The organism is Neobacillus sp. KR4-4, from assembly GCF_042136325.1.
GTDB lineage: Bacteria > Bacillota > Bacilli > Bacillales > Cytobacillaceae > Neobacillus.
In genome coordinates this window covers 301,070-318,344 of sequence record NZ_JBHHJU010000002.1, presented here as the reverse complement: position 1 = coordinate 318,344, position 17,275 = coordinate 301,070, and the positions used below count along the sequence as shown (strand labels likewise).

Here is a 17,275-nt window from a genome sequence, read left to right as displayed (position 1 = left end):
ACCATGTTGATTGGAGCGGAAGGTGCGAGACTCCTGCGGGAGTACGGGCCTGGGGAGACCCCACAGGCGCTTAAGCGCCGAGGAGGCTCCCCGGAACGCCCGCGGAAAGCGAAGCACCTGGAGCGGAAATTAACATGCAATATTAACAGCTCAAAACTGGAAATAACTCATTTCTGTGAATGACATTGCAATTAATTTATTTGTATGCTATAATTTCAACTTGTGAGTAATTAATAATTGCTCCTTGCCCAAATGGGCCGTTTAGACCAAAAGGAGGTGACTGTGATGAATAAGTACGAAATCATGTACATCATCCGCCCAAATATTGAAGATGAAGCTAAAAAGGCTCTTGTCGAGCGTTTTAATACAATTCTTCTTGAAAACGGTGCGGAAACTGCTGAAACAAAGGATTGGGGTAAGCGTCGTTTAGCATATGAAATCAACGATTTCCGCGACGGATACTACGAAATCACTAAAACAACATCTTCAGCTGCTGCAGTACAAGAATTTTCTCGTCTTGCAAAAATCAGCGAAGATATCATTCGCCACTTAGTAATTAGAGAAGACGCTTAATATAGATCTTGGTAGAAATGTTTCACGTGGAACATTTTTCCAAATAAAAAGGAGTTGATTCTGATGATGAATCGTGTCGTACTTGTTGGCCGTTTAACAAAAGATCCTGATTTGCGTTATACACCAAATGGGGTCCCTGTTGCTACCTTTACTTTAGCAGTTAACCGTACATTTTCTAATCAGCAAGGAGAACGTGAAGCAGACTTTATTAACTGTGTTGTTTGGCGTAAACCAGCTGAAAATGTGGCGAACTTCTTGAAAAAAGGAAGCCTCGCAGGTGTGGATGGCCGAATTCAAACCCGCAACTATGAAGGACAAGATGGTAAACGTGTCTATGTTACAGAGGTACAAGCTGAAAGTGTTCAGTTCTTAGAACCTAGAAACGCATCTGGCGGCGGTGGCGGAAGAAGCGATTACGACCAATTCGGTGCTCCTCCTAGGGAACCACAAGGTAATCCTTATGGCGGCGGCAATCAGAATCAACGTCAAAACCAAAACACGAATAAAGGTTATACAAGAATGGACGAGGATCCGTTTGCTGGTAATGGTCAAATTGATATTTCCGATGACGACCTTCCATTCTAACCAACCTTAATTGAACGATAATATGAATAATGAAAAAGGAGGGAATTTTCATGGCAGGAGGACGTAAAGGCGGTCGCGCAAAACGTCGTAAAGTGTGCTACTTTACATCAAATGGTATCACTAAAATCGACTATAAAGATGTAGATCTACTTAAGAAATTTATCTCTGAGCGTGGAAAGATTTTACCACGTCGTGTAACTGGTACTAGCGCTAAATACCAACGTAAATTAACAGTTGCAATCAAACGTTCACGTCAAATGGCATTACTTCCATTTGTTGCAGGTGAATAATAAATAGATGGAAAAGGCAGTAAGGGTTCTCCCTGCTGCCTTTTTCTTATACTCGTAAACTTGTGTCGAAATGATTATCTCGGGTAAAATAAAGATTAGTGTTGTAATTGTTTAGGGGTGAAAGTGTGAAAGATGTACGCAAGTTAACGGAGGGTGCAATCCTTTTGGCGGCTTTTGCTGCACTGCTATTAATAAGCATCTACGTTCCCGTTGTCGGGGCAATTGTAAACCTGGTATTACCGCTGCCGTTTATTATCTTTGCTTTTAAAAATAATCTGAAACTGATTGCCGCTTTCGTGGCAGCAGCCATTTTTATTTCATTCATTGCCGGCTCGTTGATGGGGTTAGGTTTTATGCTTATTTATGGATTGGCTGGTGTGTTGATAGGTTATTTGCTTCAAAAGGGCAAGAGTCGGACGTTCATACTGATTGCTAGTTCGCTCACGATTTTGGTTGGCTTAATAAGTATGTATGCCGTCGTTGTTTCCTTTATGAAAATAGATATTATCCATGAACTAACAGTGGCTATAAATGAATCAGTTAAAAACTCTGAGGAAATGCTGAAAGCGATGGGAAGAGAAAGTGAAATTGCACAGCTTAAAGAGAAAAATGCCCTCATGCTTAAGCAAATTAGCTTACTGTTACCAAGTGCTCTTATTTTTTCCTCCATTCTGTTTACATTTATTATTCAGTGGGTTTGCTTTCCTATTGCTAAGCGATTTGGTGTCAATGTTCAGCCTTGGGGTCATTTTCGTAATCTAGCCCTTCCTAAAAGTCTGTTGTGGTATTATTTAATTGCCTTGGGGGCAATGCTCTTATTTCATCCAGAAGAAGGAACCTACATATATTCTGTTTTAATCAATGCAAGATCCGTATTAGAGACGTTTATCCTCTTGCAGGGAGTGGCGCTTTTATTTTTTCTATTCCACCAAAGGTCCATTGCGAAGGGACTTGGCGTGTTTGTAGTAATTCTTACTTTCATGATTCCGTTGGTCCGTTATATAATAATGTTATTAGGCATTACTGATTTAGGCTTTAACTTTCGGAAGCAATTTGAAAAGAAAGAGTAGATTCACGACTAGGAGCTGAAAATTTTGCCTGCATTTTTAGAAAAGCGGTCCATTCGTTACCCTTTTTATGGGTTAATTGCTGTCACAGTGGTACTGCTCATTATCCTGTATTTATATAACAGGATATTAAGTGTAGCAGGGCTGTTATTAATGTTTTTCCCCATTTACTATATGTTTGTAGTCGATCGGCGCCAACGAAAAGAAATGGAAGAGTATATCTCAACCCTTTCCTACCGCGTAAAACGAGTTGGTGAAGAAGCGCTAATGGAAATGCCCATCGGGATTATGCTCATTAATGATGAGTATTATATTGAGTGGACTAATCCATTCTTAGCCTCTTGTTTTGATCAAGATACCTTGGTGGGAAGATCACTGTATGATGTCGCAGATACCCTGATACCGCTAATTAAACAGGAAGTAGAAACAGAAATTATTACCCTTCATGAACGGAAATTCCGCGTCATCCATAGACGTGAGGAACGTCTCTTATACTTTTTCGATGTAACGGAACAAAAAGAAATCGAGAAAATGTATCACAATGACAGGACCGTTATTTCCATTATCTTTTTAGATAATTATGATGATCTCACCCAGGGAATGGATGACCAAATGCGTGGCAGCATCAATAATCTGGTGACGTCTATCCTCAATAAATGGGCGCAGGATAATGGGATCTTTTTAAAAAGAATTTCCTCTGAACGATTTATTGGCGTGTTCAGTGAAGGAATTCTTCAAAAGCTGGAAAAAGGGAAATTTACTATTCTTGATGACGTCAGAGAAATGACATCCAAGCAAAATGTATCCTTTACCTTAAGTATTGGTGTCGGAACGGGAGTAACTTCCCTGCCAGAATTAGGCGGGTTAGCCCAATCAAGCTTGGACTTGGCCTTAGGCAGAGGCGGCGACCAAGTAGCGATTAAATTGCCAAGCGGCAAGGTGAAGTTTTATGGCGGTAAAACCAATCCAATCGAAAAGCGCACGAGAGTCAGAGCACGAGTGATTTCACATGCGTTAAGGGATTTAATTATCGCTAGTGATAAAGTAATCATCATGGGTCATAAAAATCCGGACATGGATTCGATTGGTGCCAGCATTGGCATCTATAAAGTCGCGCAAATGAATCAGAAAGATGCCTATATCGTTGTCAACACGCAGGACATGGAAAGTGGAGTGAAACGGTTAATGGCCGAAATACGACAGCAAGAGCAGTTGTTTGCCCACTTTATTGGATCTGAAGAGGCACTGGAAATTGCTATGGATAAGACCTTACTTGTTGTCGTGGACACACATAAACCGTCCATGGTCATTGAAGAACGGCTTCTCAATAAAATTGACAATAAGGTTGTCATTGATCATCATCGCCGCGGCGAAGAGTTTATTGCCAATCCTCTCCTTGTTTATATGGAGCCCTATGCCTCATCGACATCAGAACTAGTGACAGAGTTCCTTGAATATCAGCCAAAACGAGGTAAAATTGAAATGATTGAAGCGACAGCCCTCTTAGCGGGAATCATCGTGGATACCAAAAGCTTTTCCCTCAGAACAGGCTCCAGGACGTTTGATGCGGCCTCCTATCTACGAGCACATGGAGCAGATACCATCCTCGTTCAAAAGTTTTTGAAGGAAGATGTGGATACATATATTAAGAGGTCCAAGTTAATTGAGTCTGTTACTTTTTACCGCGAAGGGGTTGCGATTGCGAAAGGCAAAGAAAATGAGTTCAATGATCAAGTGATCATTGCCCAAGCGGCAGACACTTTATTAACAATGGATGGTGTGACAGCCTCCTTTGTTATTTCAGAGCGCAGTGAAGGCGTGATTGGGATTAGTGCAAGATCACTTGGAAGCATCAATGTCCAAGTCATCATGGAAAGTCTAAAAGGCGGCGGACACCTGACGAACGCAGCCACACAACTGACTGGTTTATCAATTGCAGAAACAGAAAATCAATTAAAGCTAGCAATAGATGATTATTTTGAAGGAGTGAAAAAGGAATGAAAGTAATTTTCTTAAAAGACGTAAAGGGTAAAGGGAAAAAAGGTGAAGTGAAGAATGTAGCCGACGGTTATGCTCATAATTTCCTTCTTAAACAAGGTTTAGCAAAGGAAGCGAATAATGCCAATATCAGTACGCTTGATGCTCAAAAAAAGAAGGAAGCAAAGCTAGCGGAGGAAGAATTAGCGGAAGCAAAAAAATTAAAAGAAGTATTGGATCAAATCACGGTTCAATTAACTGCTAAAGCAGGTGAAGGCGGCCGTTTATTTGGCTCTATTACAACAAAGCAAATTGCAGAAGAATTACAAAAGAAGCATGGGATCAAAATCGATAAACGTAAGATGGAATTAGCAGATGCTATTCGCACGCTTGGCCACACAAAGGTTCCAGTGAAACTTCATCATGATGTGGTTGCGACATTAACCGTTTCTGTGACAGAAGTAAAATAAAAATTTTCCCAGTACGAAATGGTTCTGGAACATGATAGAATAGAAAAGTACTCAACACGATGTGATCGGTTTTAACTGGTCACTTTTTTCTTTTGTTTATAGAGATATGATAGTTTTTGATAATAATAAATCATCCTCTTCATGATAGGAGGTTTTTGATATATGAATGACTTATATGCAGATCGCATGCCACCACAAAATATTGAGGCCGAGCAGGCTGTTTTAGGGGCTATTTTCTTAGAGCCTTCCTCTCTCGTACTAGCTTCTGAAATTTTAATTCCTGAGGATTTTTATCGTGCTGCCCACCAAAAAATATTTAACGTGATGCTTACTCTCAATGATCAAGGGAAAGCAGTTGACCTTGTAACGGTAACAGAGGAACTTGCAGCTGCCAAACTGATTGAAGATACAGGCGGAGTTAGTTATTTAGGGGAATTGGCCGCCTCCGTTCCGACGGCCGCTAATATTGAATATTATGCGAGAATAGTAGAAGAGAAATCATTACTTAGAAGATTAATTCGCACGGCTACAAATATTGCATCTGATGGATATTCCCGTGAGGATGAGGTTGAGGCGCTTTTAAGTGAAGCTGAAAAAAATATTATGGCCGTGGCACAGCGAAAGAATGCTGGTGCATTCCATAATATTAAAGATGTGCTGGTTCGGACGTATGATAATATTGAGGAAATGCACAACCGCGTTGGAGACATTACGGGGATTTCCACTGGTTTTGCTGAACTAGATCGAATGACAGCTGGATTCCAGCGAAATGATTTAATCATTGTTGGAGCCCGTCCTTCCGTGGGTAAAACGGCTTTCGCCTTAAACATCGCTGCCAACGTAGCAACAAAAACGGGTGAAAATGTTGCGATTTTCAGTCTGGAGATGGGTGCCGAACAGCTGGTTATGCGTATGCTTTGTTCGGAAGGAAATATTGACGCCCAGCGGCTTCGTACCGGTTCCCTTACAGACGAAGATTGGGGCAAGCTGACGATGGCGATGGGAAGTCTTTCGAATTCAGGAATTTTTATTGATGATACTCCAGGGGTCCGCATCAGTGATATCCGTTCGAAATGCCGTCGTTTGCAGCAAGAGCATGGTTTAGGGATGATCCTAATCGATTACTTGCAGTTGATTTTAGGAAGCGGCCGTTCGGGTGAAAACCGTCAACAGGAAGTTTCCGAGATCTCTCGTTCCTTAAAGCAGTTAGCCCGTGAGCTGAAAGTTCCGGTTATCGCCCTTTCTCAGCTGTCCCGTGGTGTGGAACAGCGTCAAGATAAGCGTCCGATGATGTCCGATATTCGTGAATCAGGTTCTATTGAGCAGGATGCCGATATCGTAGCGTTCTTGTATCGTGATGACTACTATGACAAGGAATCAGAGAATAAGAACATTATCGAAATCATTATTGCTAAGCAGCGTAATGGTCCAACGGGAACGGTATCGTTGGCGTTTGTAAAAGAATACAATAAGTTCGTCAACCTCGAGACACGGTATGATGATGCTCCAGGAGCGTAGTGGCTAGCCAAATTAGTTTGGCTAGCCTTTTTTTTGTTTGCGTTGGGTGGATGATGGGTTGTGCTCAGGAGGCCTAATTGTGCCCATCGGAGAAGAAAAAGAAAGTCAACGGTAACAAATAGGGCCTAATCGTTCCCGTCCCAGGTGTAAAAACGAGTCAACGGTAATGAATAGTAAAAAGGGTTGAATAATTAAGATTTACTATAATAAGAAGACCTGCCATTACTATGTAGTTTATAATGCTTCCCCAGTATCCTCCTAATAGTCTTCTCCGATTTCACAATCTCACACCAGTCACAAACAATCTTTGTGGTAATCTTGTAACCAGGAAAAAGAAGCACCAATTCTGTGACACTCCTTAACACCGCTGACTCCACCTCCTCTTTGCAGCCGCAATTTCCACACACCAATATTGAACCGTGAATTTCAGAAAAAAAGGAGTAACATTTTGGACAAAGGATTCCTTTTTTCAGATCTTCATATTGGTAGGCCGGTAAGTTTGGATAGGGTGACTCTACCATATGGAGAGCAACTAATTGTTCAGCTAACTTGTAGTGTCCTTTATTCAGTTTTACAGATCTTGCATTGAGCTTTTTCAAAAAACGGTTCAATTGTGAGTGGAAAACAAGAGATGGATTAATAGTGGTTATATATAAATGAAATTCGGAGTTAATGAAGATAAGATAGGGCTCAAGTGGATATTGATAGCCAAGATCGCGGAGTAAGGAACGAAGTAAGACGACACAACGATCCTGTTGGTGTAAGGATTCTTCATATCTTTTTTAGAACTCGTATACCATTTTTCGGCTTCGACAAAGTAGTCGCCTTCAAAATTTTTGATATCCAAAGGGTAAATTTTATCGTGGGATATAAGTAACGAATCAATTTGGAATTTAGAATTGTTATATTCCAGTAATAAATCATGGATGACGAGCCACTCCTCTGAGAGCCCCTCCAACCATAGATCACTCTTTTGCTCACCTTCAAATCCCTTTCTGAGTCTTGTATAGTTACTAACATCCTTATGGGATAAACGCATTCGGGCATTTAATGATCGCAACAGAGTAATTTCCAACAATTCCAGACGAGATTTAAATAGCATATTCCACATCCTTTTCATTATTTTAGTAAAACTATAATTCTATTTTATGGAAAAACTATAAAACTAACAAGGTAGATTCGTAAATTAATATTTTACGAACGTAATATAACATTTTAATATAAATGTTCGTGTTTGGTTTGCTTTTAGTAATAAAAATTGGTAAAATGGTCTATGGAAAATAGTAAAGCGTATTTAATTTGGAGGTGCCTTATATGTCATCAGTAGTAGTTGTTGGAACTCAATGGGGAGATGAAGGTAAGGGGAAAATCACAGATTTCCTTTCTGAAAATGCCGAAGCAATCGCCCGTTATCAGGGAGGAAATAATGCAGGCCACACCATAAAGTTCAACGGAGAAACGTACAAATTGCACCTAATTCCATCTGGAATTTTTTATAAAGAAAAAATTTGTGTCATCGGAAATGGAATGGTTGTTGATCCTAAAGCACTTGTTGCAGAACTTGCTTATTTACATGAAAAAGGGATTACAACCGATAATCTTCGTATTAGTAATCGTGCTCATGTCATTCTTCCTTATCACCTAAAACTTGATGCTGTTGAAGAAGAAAGTAAGGGTGCGAATAAAATTGGTACAACCAAAAAAGGAATTGGACCAGCTTACATGGATAAAGCAGCGCGCGTAGGCATTCGAATTGCTGACCTGCTTGAACGCGATGTGTTTGAAGAAAAGCTGGAACGTAATTTGGAAGAGAAAAATCGTTTGTTTGAACGTATTTATGAAACAACAGGATTTACGAAAGAAGAAATCCTTGACGAATATTATGAATATGGTCAACAAGTAAAACAGTATGTTTGTGATACATCCGTGGTCTTGAATGATGCACTGGATGAAGGCAAACGAGTTCTTTTTGAAGGGGCTCAAGGGGTTATGCTGGATATTGACCAGGGTACCTACCCATTTGTAACCTCATCTAATCCGGTAGCCGGCGGTGTTACAATTGGCTCAGGAGTGGGTCCATCTAAGATTACCCATGTAGTTGGAGTGTGCAAGGCTTACACTTCTCGTGTAGGTGACGGTCCATTCCCGACAGAATTAAATGATGAAATTGGTCATCAAATCCGTGAAGTTGGACGTGAATATGGAACAACAACCGGCCGCCCTCGCCGCGTTGGCTGGTTTGACAGTGTCGTTGTACGCCATGCCCGCCGTGTGAGCGGATTAACCGACTTATCACTTAATTCCATTGATGTTTTAACTGGAATTGAAACATTAAAGATCTGTACTGCGTATAGCTACAATGGTGAGCTTATTACGGAATACCCAGCAAGCTTGAAGATATTAGCGCAGTGTGAACCTGTTTATGAAGAGCTTCCAGGCTGGACAGAGGATATTACAGGCGTTAAAACTTTAGACGAGCTGCCTGTAAATGCCCGTCATTATGTAGAACGAGTGACCCAGTTAACTGGAATTCCATTAACAACGTTCTCAGTCGGACCAGATCGTAATCAAACAAATGTAGTTCGCAGCCCTTGGAGACAAATATAAAAGCGGAAGCGCCTGTCCAGGGACGACAGGCATAAGACTAGCCGGCGTGAAGGTTGCCTTTTAACCTTCAGGTCGGTTTGGCTTATGACCCCGAGTCCCTAGGCGCTGTAGCTAGACAAATATAATTTTGAACATACCGAATGAAGCCCTCATTTTGAGGGCTTCAAACTTTTTATAAAAGTTTTTTGAAAAAAGTATTGCCTTTAGTCCAAAGTCCGTGCTATTATAAAAAGCGTCGTCACGATACGACAAATTAAAACAAGTACGAGCCATTAGCTCAGTTGGTAGAGCATCTGACTTTTAATCAGAGGGTCGAAGGTTCGAGTCCTTCATGGCTCACCATAGTTTTTTGCTTTAGCAAAATAACTTTCAATATATGGCCCCTTGGTCAAGTGGTTAAGACACCTCCCTTTCACGGAGGTAACACGGGTTCGAATCCCGTAGGGGTCATGGCTTTTGATTGTCAGCAAATGGCTGGCAAGGACGGTCTCCTTGTTGACAATCAATTTAATATTGGTCTGGTAGTTCAGTTGGTTAGAATGCCTGCCTGTCACGCAGGAGGTCGCGGGTTCGAGTCCCGTCCAGACCGCCATATAAGTGGCTCAGTAGCTCAGTCGGTAGAGCAAAGGACTGAAAATCCTTGTGTCGGCGGTTCGATTCCGTCCTGAGCCATAAAAAAAGGAAGCTTGCAAACGCAGGCTTCTTTTTTTTATGCCTCGACTACCCTCCTTTTACCAAAAGGAACAATTCTTTCCTGCTAAAAATGTCAGCAATTATACAGTTTTGTTACAGTATAAAGACTATTAATCTATTTACAAAAAGTTATGATAAAGTGAAGAAGGTCTAAAATTCTGGGAAATTCTTTAATTGCAAAAAAATAGATTAAGAGGGTTTTACCGTGGTTTAGGGAGGAAAAATGTTTTTTTTAGATAAAATATCACAAACAAAAAAGTTCTTACTGAAAACGACAATGGTGACTACCATGGCATCATCACTGATTGCCTTTAGTAATGGTCCAGTTGCATTTGCCGATTCATCAGAAACATCGAAGGATTATCATGTCTACCTTGAAGGTACATATATAGGTAATGTTACGGATAAAAATGTGGTGAATAAAATCTTAGCTGAAAAGGCCGATGATCCTGATTTTATGCAGCAAATTCAAGACATTCCATATCAAGTATTTCCAACGGCTGAAACGGAGACAGAAACAGTTCAGACCATCCGAAATATCTTCCAGCTTCAAACAGAAGCGTCTGCCATTGTGATTGACGGGAAACCAATTGCTTATGTAGAAAATCAAAAGACAGCAGAAGAAGTCATGAAGAAACTGATTCACCAATACGTGCCTGAGGATCAATTAGCAGAGCTTAAAGACCGAAAAGCTTCAGATAATACAAACTTACCGGCATTAAAAGAAAATGAGTCTCGCTTATTAGACGTACGACTCTCTAAAAATGTTTCTTTTTCAAATGAAAATACGGCTACAGAAAAAATTATGTCAGTCGATGAGGCAGTAACCTTTTTACAAAAAGGGACGCTAACAGAAAAGAAATATGCGATCCAAAAAGGCGATGTTCTTGAAATCATTGCCCAAGATCACCATTTGAAGATGGCTGACATCCTAAAGGTGAATCCTGGACTTACTAAAGATACACTCCTAAAGGTTGGCAAGAAAATTAATATCACCGTTCCAAAACCGTTTATTGAAGTAATGGTTGATAAAGAAGTAAACAAAAAGGAAGAAATTCCTTATAAAAAGAATGTAATTGAGGACAAATCTCTTTCAAAAGGGAAAACAAAGGTAAAACAGGAAGGTAAAAACGGTGCTCGCTCCGTTACCTATAAAATTTCCGAACAAAATGGTGTAACCGTAAACAAGGATGAGGAAAATGAAACGATCCTTGAACAGCCTGTTAATGAGATTGTCATCAAAGGAACAAAGGTAACTCCATCACGCGGTGACGGCACCTTTGCATGGCCAACGGTTGGTGGTTATATTTCAAGTAAGCAAGGTCCTAGATGGGGAAGAATGCACAAAGGGATTGATATTGCTAGACCAAGCAACAGAACGATCAAGGCAGCTGATAATGGCGTGGTTGTTTCTGCGGGCTGGGGAGGCGGTTATGGTAATAAGATTATCATTGACCATCGAAATGGCTACCGCACACTATATGGCCATATGTCTTCACTTAAGGTTAAGGTAGGTCAGAGAGTTTCCAAGGGTTCCGCCATTGGAATCATGGGAGCTACAGGAGATGCTACAGGTGTTCACTTGCATTTTGAAGTCTATAAAAACGGCAGCTTGGTAAACCCACTTTCTTATTTAAGATAAAAGATGAGTCTCTAGCTTAATGCTAGAGGCTTTTATTATGGATATAAAAAAACTAGAATAAATTGGAGGTGGTTCTCTGAATCCAGCTCAAGCGCCCAGCGGCTAGTGTACTTCGCTCTCCGCCCTACGATAAGTCAACATCGAATCGCTTACGCTCTTCGTGTTTCCTTTATCTCGGTTGGAGTGCTCCAGTCCATACGCCGCTAAACGGGCGCTTGCGCTTTTTATTCTTCCAGCCTTACCAATTGGTTATAGGTGAATTTATGTGAATAACATGATACAGTAAAATAGTATAGTTATGACTTCTAGTCTTATTTTATTAAATAGATGAAAGTGAAAAATTGAAAAGGAGCAATGGTATGGAAAAGAAAATTCTTGTTGTTGATGATGAAAAACCAATTGCTGATATTCTCCAGTTTAACTTGAAAAAAGAAGGATACGTTGTTTATTGCGCTTATGATGGGAATGAAGCAATTGAATTGGTCGAAGAAATACAGCCAGATTTAATCCTTTTAGATATTATGCTTCCCTTACGTGATGGGATGGAAGTATGCCGTGAAGTCCGTAAGAAGTATGAAATGCCAATTATCATGTTGACGGCAAAGGACTCTGAAATTGATAAAGTCTTAGGACTTGAGTTGGGTGCAGATGATTATGTGACGAAACCGTTTAGCACTAGAGAACTAATTGCACGCGTTAAGGCTAATTTACGTCGTCACCAACAAATTCTGGCACCGGCAGATGATGAATCTGAAACGAATGAAATCGAGATAGGTTCACTGACTATTCATCCTGATGCCTACATTGTTTCAAAGCGCGGTGAAACGATTGAGTTGACCCACCGTGAATTTGAATTGCTATTCTATTTAGCCAAACATATCGGCCAAGTAATGACCAGGGAACACCTTTTACAAACCGTTTGGGGTTACGATTACTATGGTGACGTCAGGACAGTCGATGTAACAGTGAGAAGATTGCGGGAAAAAATTGAAGACAGCCCTAGCCATCCAACATGGATTGTGACCAGGCGCGGGGTAGGATACTATTTGCGCAATCCTGAACAGGAGTAAAAGGAATGAAGAAGGTTGGTTTCTTTCGCTCTATACACGTAAAGTTCGTTATCATCTATGTCCTCCTTATATTAGTGGCGATGCAAATTATCGGTGTTTATTTTGTCAAACAGTTGGAGGAAACCTTACGGACCAACTTCCAAACATCTTTAAAACAGCGGGTTGATTTGCTGGCCTATAACATTGTCGAGGAAATGGAGAAGGAGAGAACGCCTGAAGATCCAACACTCGAAGAAGATATCAAGAAAATCCTTAGGGATTTTGATGCAGGTGATATTTCAGAAGTTCAGGTAGTTGAAAATGGCTCCCTAAAAATCCTTGGGACCTCCCATCCTAGTAACCAAGGAGTGGTTGGTCAACGAACCACTAAACTTCAAGTGAAGCAATCTATGGTTTTAGAAGAGGACCAAAGTTCCATTAATATCGATAAACAAACAGGACATCGGATATGGGTCCTCTCAACACCAATTAAGTCGGGGAAAAAGGTTATCGGTGCCATTTATTTGGTAGCTAAAATTGAGAATGTCTTTGAGCAAATGAAAACAATCAATAAGATTTTTGCTACGGGTACGGCGATTGCTCTATCTATTACCGCATTGCTGGGTATATTGTTAGCACAAACGATCACTAGGCCGATTGCTGATATGAAGAAGCAGGCGATCGCGATGACCAAGGGGAATTTTTCAAGAAAAGTTAAGGTCTATGGCAATGATGAAATAGGGACACTGGCGATTACCTTTAATAATTTAACGAAGAAACTGCAGGAAGCACAGGCGATGACAGAAGGGGAACGAAGAAAGCTTTCCACTGTTTTGTCCTATATGACCGATGGTGTAATCGCCACTGACCGGAAAGGCCGAGTGATCTTAATTAATGAACCGGCGGCGGAAATGCTGAATGTTTCACGTGAAACAGTGCTGACCCAGCCCATTGTAGAGTTATTAGATTTAGATGATACGAATTCCTTTGAAGACTTATTGGAAGAAAAGGATTCCATTATTTTAGATTATAGTACGAAAAAGGAACGGTATTTTCTGCGTGCCAATTTCTCCGTAATTCAAAAAGAGACAGGCTTTGTCAATGGTTTAATTGCCGTTCTGCATGATATTACCGACCAAGAAAAAATTGATGCGGAACGGAGAGAGTTTGTCGCCAATGTATCCCATGAGCTGCGGACACCGCTGACAACGATGAGGAGTTACTTAGAGGCGCTCGCAGATGGAGCCTGGCGGGATGAGGAGATTGCTCCGAACTTTTTGGAAGTGACGCGGACTGAAACGGAACGAATGATTCGTCTAGTGAATGACCTGCTCCAGCTTTCAAAAATGGATAGTACGGATTATCGATTGACAATTGAGTGGGTTAACTTTGTTGATTTCTTTGACCGCATTATTGACAGGTTTGAAATGGCAAAGGAGCAAAATGTTACCTTTAAGCGAAAGCTGCCAAAGCATGCGATCTTTGTTGAAGTGGATGAAGATAAAATGACACAGGTTTTATACAATATTATTTCCAATGCGTTAAAGTACTCGCCAGAAGGCGGTCAAGTCACTTTTTCGATGAAAGAGATGGACGATAAAATTATTGTGAGCATTTCAGACCAAGGGGTTGGAATTCCAAAAGAGAATATTAAAAATATCTTTGACCGTTTTTATCGTGTGGATAAAGCGAGAACGCGGAAATTAGGCGGCACAGGCCTAGGTTTGGCGATTGCTAAGGAAATGGTCAATGCTCATGGCGGGGCAATCTGGGCAACAAGTGAGGAAGGAAAGGGAACAAGAATCTCCTTTTCACTCCCATATGAACGTTCTGAAGAGGATGAATGGTCATGAGATACGAGAATATTAAATCAGGAATTCTAATCGTACTAGTTATGGTAAGTATTTTGCTAACTTGGAACCTTTGGACGTACCAACCGAATTATGAAACGATGAAAAGCAACGACTATGTAAAAGAGGTCTCGTTAAGTGAAAAACAAGAGGTTCAAAAAATTGTCAGACCTGACCAGCTTCTTTACCATTTCAAAGGCAAGCATTACGGGACCAATAACACAGATGAAATGGACAAGGTGATTAAGGAACTCAGCGGTTGGACTTTCTTTGATGTGAAAAAGTTTACGAATGAGGTCAAAGACATCAAGGAATTAATCCATGACAGAGGAAAAACGGAAATTATTTTTCCAGGTGATGTCCCGATTGAGTTATATCGCAGTGTATTAAATATTGAAGGAAAAAAGATACCTGCCTTCAACTTCAATCGAATCATTATTAATACAGAGAATTCCGCAAAGGAAAATGGGATTGTCTATTTTGTTTCCACCGAGAGCGAACAAGTTTATATTAGTCACATCTCTTCTGCAAATTTAAATGAGTTTAACCGTAATTTTTATTTGAAGGCAGCAAAATATCCTCGTTATTTTGCTTATCAAGCATCTGAAAAACGGACTATTTTCCTGCCCGAGGCGGCCACAGAGATGACGACCTATAAATATTTGCCTGTTACCCTTGATTCTGAAGAATTCAAAGAAGCGCTTTTTAGCGACCCTAGTTTTGTCCAAAAGAGTTTTGTCCCATCAGGCGAGGAGTACACAAACGATTCTAGTAAAATGACGGTGAATTTTGAAAGTAATCTCCTTCGGTACGTCAATCCGACTGTAGAAGAGAACTTTATCAACACTTCTTATGAGTTAGTGAAACGAAGTATTGATTTTGTCAATCAACATGGAGGTTGGACAGACCCTTATCGCTATGTTGATAAAAATGAATATACCCATACCGTCACCTTCCGTTTATATAGTATGGAAGGCTACCCTGTCTTTAATGGAAATGGCATGACTGAAATTAGTGAGGTTTGGGGACGCAATGAGATCAATAAGTATATTCGCCCAAACATAGCCTTAGAGCTCCCTTTAACCACAGAGATGGTAAAGGTGACCCGTCCTTCAGGACATGATGCTTTAAAATTTTTACAAAACAAAAAGAATTTTAAGCCGAGCCTGCTTGAGGATATGATCTTAGGCTATCGGATGGAACGGGATTCAAAGGAGAATAAACTAATCGTCTTAGAACCTGCCTGGTTCTATCGCTATGATAAATCATGGGGACAGATTACGATGGAAGACCTAGGAGGATCACAGCATGGATTGGAGTAAGATAAAAACTATTTTTATTATCACTTTCTTAATCTTAGATGTGTATCTCTTATATCAATTCATGAAAATCCGTGATGCTAATAAATATGAGGTCATTTCTGAGGCCTCATTTGAAGAAAAGTTAAAAGCAGATGAAATCACGTATAAAGACTTTCCTAAGGATCCGATTAAAGCCCAGTATCTTAGTGCCAAGCCCAAGGTGTTTACTCAAGTTGATACGGATAAGCTGAAAGGAAAATCTGAGGACATAAGGGGTATAGGAACGACCACGCTCCATGTCACACTAGAAAAGCCGATTAAAATTAAGGCAAAGTTTGAACCCGCTGAGTTATCTACTTTTATGAATGACAATGTCCTTTTTGGTGAGGATTATCAATTTGGCGAGAAAAGTGACAAGGAACAATCCATCACCTACTACCAGACGTCAGACGGTGTCCCTTTATTTAAAAATATAAATGGGATGATTACATTTAAAATTGGTGATAAGAACCAAATTGTCTCCTATGATCAAACCTACCTGGTGGAGATGGAAAAGTTAACGGCCAAGGAAGAGATTTTGGCGCCGTTAAAGGCGATTGAAACCTTACATCAGAAGGGGATGTTGAAGTCGAAGAGCAATATCACCACGATTGAACTTGGCTATTCCACACTCATTCAGTTGGCAGCTTCCCAAGTATTAGCGCCCACATGGCGCTTTGAGGTCAATGGCAAGGAGAGTCTATTTGTGAACGCATTTGAAGGGCAGATTATTCAATTTAACAGCGATGAAAAAAGTAAAGTGGAGTGAAATTGTATGTCTTTAAGTTATAGCATTCTTGCAAGCGGCAGTACAGGAAATGCTCTATATGTAGAGTCTGATGAGCATTCGTTTCTTGTGGATGCGGGTTTTAGCGGCAAGCAAATGGAGGCACTTTTTGGACAAATTGATCGCGATATTAGTAAGCTTTCCGGAATATTTGTGACGCATGAACACAGTGACCATATTAAAGGGATTGGGATTCTTGCTCGTAAATACCATTTGCCTGTGTATGCGAATGAAAAAACATGGCGGGCCATGGAAAGTTCAGTCGGTGCCATTCCAACGGAACAAAAATTTGTTTTTAATATGGAAACAGTGAAGAGTTTTGGTTCTGTTGATATTGAGTCATTCGGGGTTTCCCATGATGCGGCGGAGCCTATGTTTTACGTATTCCACCATTCTGGGAAAAAACTCGTTCTTATCACGGACACAGGATATGTTAGCGACCGAATGAAGGGCACCATTTCGAATGCCGATGTTTATATTTTTGAATCCAACCATGATGTGCAGATGCTGCGGATGGGCAGATATCCATGGAATATTAAGCGCAGGATTTTAAGTGATGTCGGCCATGTTTCCAATGAGGATGCAGCTTTAGCAATGAGTGATGTCATTGGCGATCAAACCAAGCGAATTTATCTTGCCCATTTAAGCATGGACAATAACATGAAGGACTTGGCCAAAATGGCAGTTTCCCAAACCCTTCAAGAGCGCGGGCTGATTGTCGGCGAACAATTCGGACTCTACGACACAGACCCGAAAATCCCAACAGCATTAACAGCTGTGTAATCTAGTTAAACGAACGAGGTGCCTTATGACAGGTACCTCGTTTT

The 17,275-nt window shown here is 40.6% G+C and carries 15 protein-coding genes and 4 tRNA genes; 18 read left to right on the top strand and 1 reads right to left on the bottom strand.

Going from position 1 to position 17,275, the window contains the following annotated elements; genetic code table 11:
• Positions 1-285: 285 nt before the first annotated feature.
• The 7 genes from rpsF to dnaB all read left to right on the top strand — a co-directional run bounded on the left by rpsF (position 286) and on the right by dnaB (position 6,480).
• Complete coding sequence (rpsF, locus tag ACE198_RS03290; RefSeq protein WP_026568065.1) at positions 286-573, top strand: 30S ribosomal protein S6; 288 nt, start codon at positions 286-288, stop codon at positions 571-573.
• 63 nt (positions 574-636) lie between these two features.
• Positions 637-1,158 carry a single-stranded DNA-binding protein gene (gene ssb / locus ACE198_RS03285; RefSeq protein WP_098577058.1) on the top strand — a complete coding sequence of 174 codons (522 nt, stop codon included), beginning with the start codon at positions 637-639 and terminating at the stop codon, positions 1,156-1,158.
• 50 nt (positions 1,159-1,208) lie between these two features.
• On the top strand, positions 1,209-1,448 hold the full coding sequence (rpsR, locus tag ACE198_RS03280) for a 30S ribosomal protein S18 (protein ID WP_098577061.1): 240 nt from the start codon (positions 1,209-1,211) through the stop codon (positions 1,446-1,448).
• A 125-nt stretch (positions 1,449-1,573) separates the two neighbouring features.
• Complete coding sequence (locus tag ACE198_RS03275; protein ID WP_375374702.1) at positions 1,574-2,518, top strand: YybS family protein; 945 nt, start codon at positions 1,574-1,576, stop codon at positions 2,516-2,518.
• Positions 2,519-2,542: 24 nt separating this feature from the next.
• Entirely contained in the window at positions 2,543-4,516 is a 1,974-nt protein-coding gene (locus ACE198_RS03270; protein ID WP_098577067.1) for a DHH family phosphoesterase, read from the top strand.
• A complete protein-coding gene (rplI, locus tag ACE198_RS03265) occupies positions 4,513-4,962 on the top strand; it encodes a 50S ribosomal protein L9 (protein WP_098577069.1) in 450 nt (149 codons plus the stop codon). The genes ACE198_RS03270 and rplI overlap by 4 nt, the downstream gene beginning before the upstream one ends.
• A gap of 162 nt (positions 4,963-5,124) precedes the next feature.
• Positions 5,125-6,480 carry a replicative DNA helicase gene (gene dnaB / locus ACE198_RS03260; RefSeq protein ID WP_098577072.1) on the top strand — a complete coding sequence of 452 codons (1,356 nt, stop codon included), beginning with the start codon at positions 5,125-5,127 and terminating at the stop codon, positions 6,478-6,480.
• Positions 6,481-7,126: 646 nt separating this feature from the next.
• Here the strand turns inward: dnaB and ACE198_RS03255 are convergent.
• Positions 7,127-7,582 (bottom strand): nuclease-related domain-containing protein, encoded by a 456-nt coding sequence (locus ACE198_RS03255; protein WP_375374701.1) that lies wholly within the window; start codon positions 7,580-7,582, stop codon positions 7,127-7,129.
• A 212-nt stretch (positions 7,583-7,794) separates the two neighbouring features.
• Here ACE198_RS03255 and ACE198_RS03250 point away from each other — a divergent pair, with 212 nt between their 5' ends.
• The 11 genes from ACE198_RS03250 (at position 7,795) to ACE198_RS03200 (ending at position 17,231) form a co-directional block, all read left to right on the top strand.
• On the top strand, positions 7,795-9,087 hold the full coding sequence (locus tag ACE198_RS03250) for an adenylosuccinate synthase (RefSeq protein WP_098577078.1): 1,293 nt from the start codon (positions 7,795-7,797) through the stop codon (positions 9,085-9,087).
• Positions 9,088-9,353: 266 nt separating this feature from the next.
• Positions 9,354-9,429 (top strand) — tRNA-Lys (locus ACE198_RS03245).
• A 36-nt stretch (positions 9,430-9,465) separates the two neighbouring features.
• Positions 9,466-9,537: transfer RNA gene (locus ACE198_RS03240), tRNA-Glu, on the top strand.
• Between the two features lie 65 nt (positions 9,538-9,602).
• Positions 9,603-9,679 (top strand) — tRNA-Asp (locus tag ACE198_RS03235).
• Between the two features lie 7 nt (positions 9,680-9,686).
• Positions 9,687-9,759: transfer RNA gene (locus tag ACE198_RS03230), tRNA-Phe, on the top strand.
• A gap of 244 nt (positions 9,760-10,003) precedes the next feature.
• Entirely contained in the window at positions 10,004-11,422 is a 1,419-nt protein-coding gene (locus ACE198_RS03225) for a peptidoglycan DD-metalloendopeptidase family protein (RefSeq protein ID WP_375374700.1), read from the top strand.
• 359 nt (positions 11,423-11,781) lie between these two features.
• Complete coding sequence (gene yycF, locus ACE198_RS03220) at positions 11,782-12,492, top strand: response regulator YycF (protein ID WP_375374699.1); 711 nt, start codon at positions 11,782-11,784, stop codon at positions 12,490-12,492.
• A gap of 5 nt (positions 12,493-12,497) precedes the next feature.
• Positions 12,498-14,324: a cell wall metabolism sensor histidine kinase WalK gene (walK, locus tag ACE198_RS03215; protein WP_375374698.1), complete on the top strand. Its 1,827-nt coding sequence runs from the start codon at positions 12,498-12,500 to the stop codon at positions 14,322-14,324.
• On the top strand, positions 14,321-15,643 hold the full coding sequence (locus ACE198_RS03210; protein ID WP_375374697.1) for a YycH family regulatory protein: 1,323 nt from the start codon (positions 14,321-14,323) through the stop codon (positions 15,641-15,643). The genes walK and ACE198_RS03210 overlap by 4 nt, the downstream gene beginning before the upstream one ends.
• A complete protein-coding gene (locus ACE198_RS03205; RefSeq protein WP_098576984.1) occupies positions 15,630-16,430 on the top strand; it encodes a two-component system regulatory protein YycI in 801 nt (266 codons plus the stop codon). The genes ACE198_RS03210 and ACE198_RS03205 overlap by 14 nt, the downstream gene beginning before the upstream one ends.
• Positions 16,431-16,436: 6 nt before the next feature.
• The gene (locus tag ACE198_RS03200) at positions 16,437-17,231 is read left to right on the top strand and encodes an MBL fold metallo-hydrolase (RefSeq protein WP_026568079.1); all 795 of its coding nucleotides are present in this window, start codon (positions 16,437-16,439) and stop codon (positions 17,229-17,231) included.
• Positions 17,232-17,275: the final 44 nt, after the last annotated feature.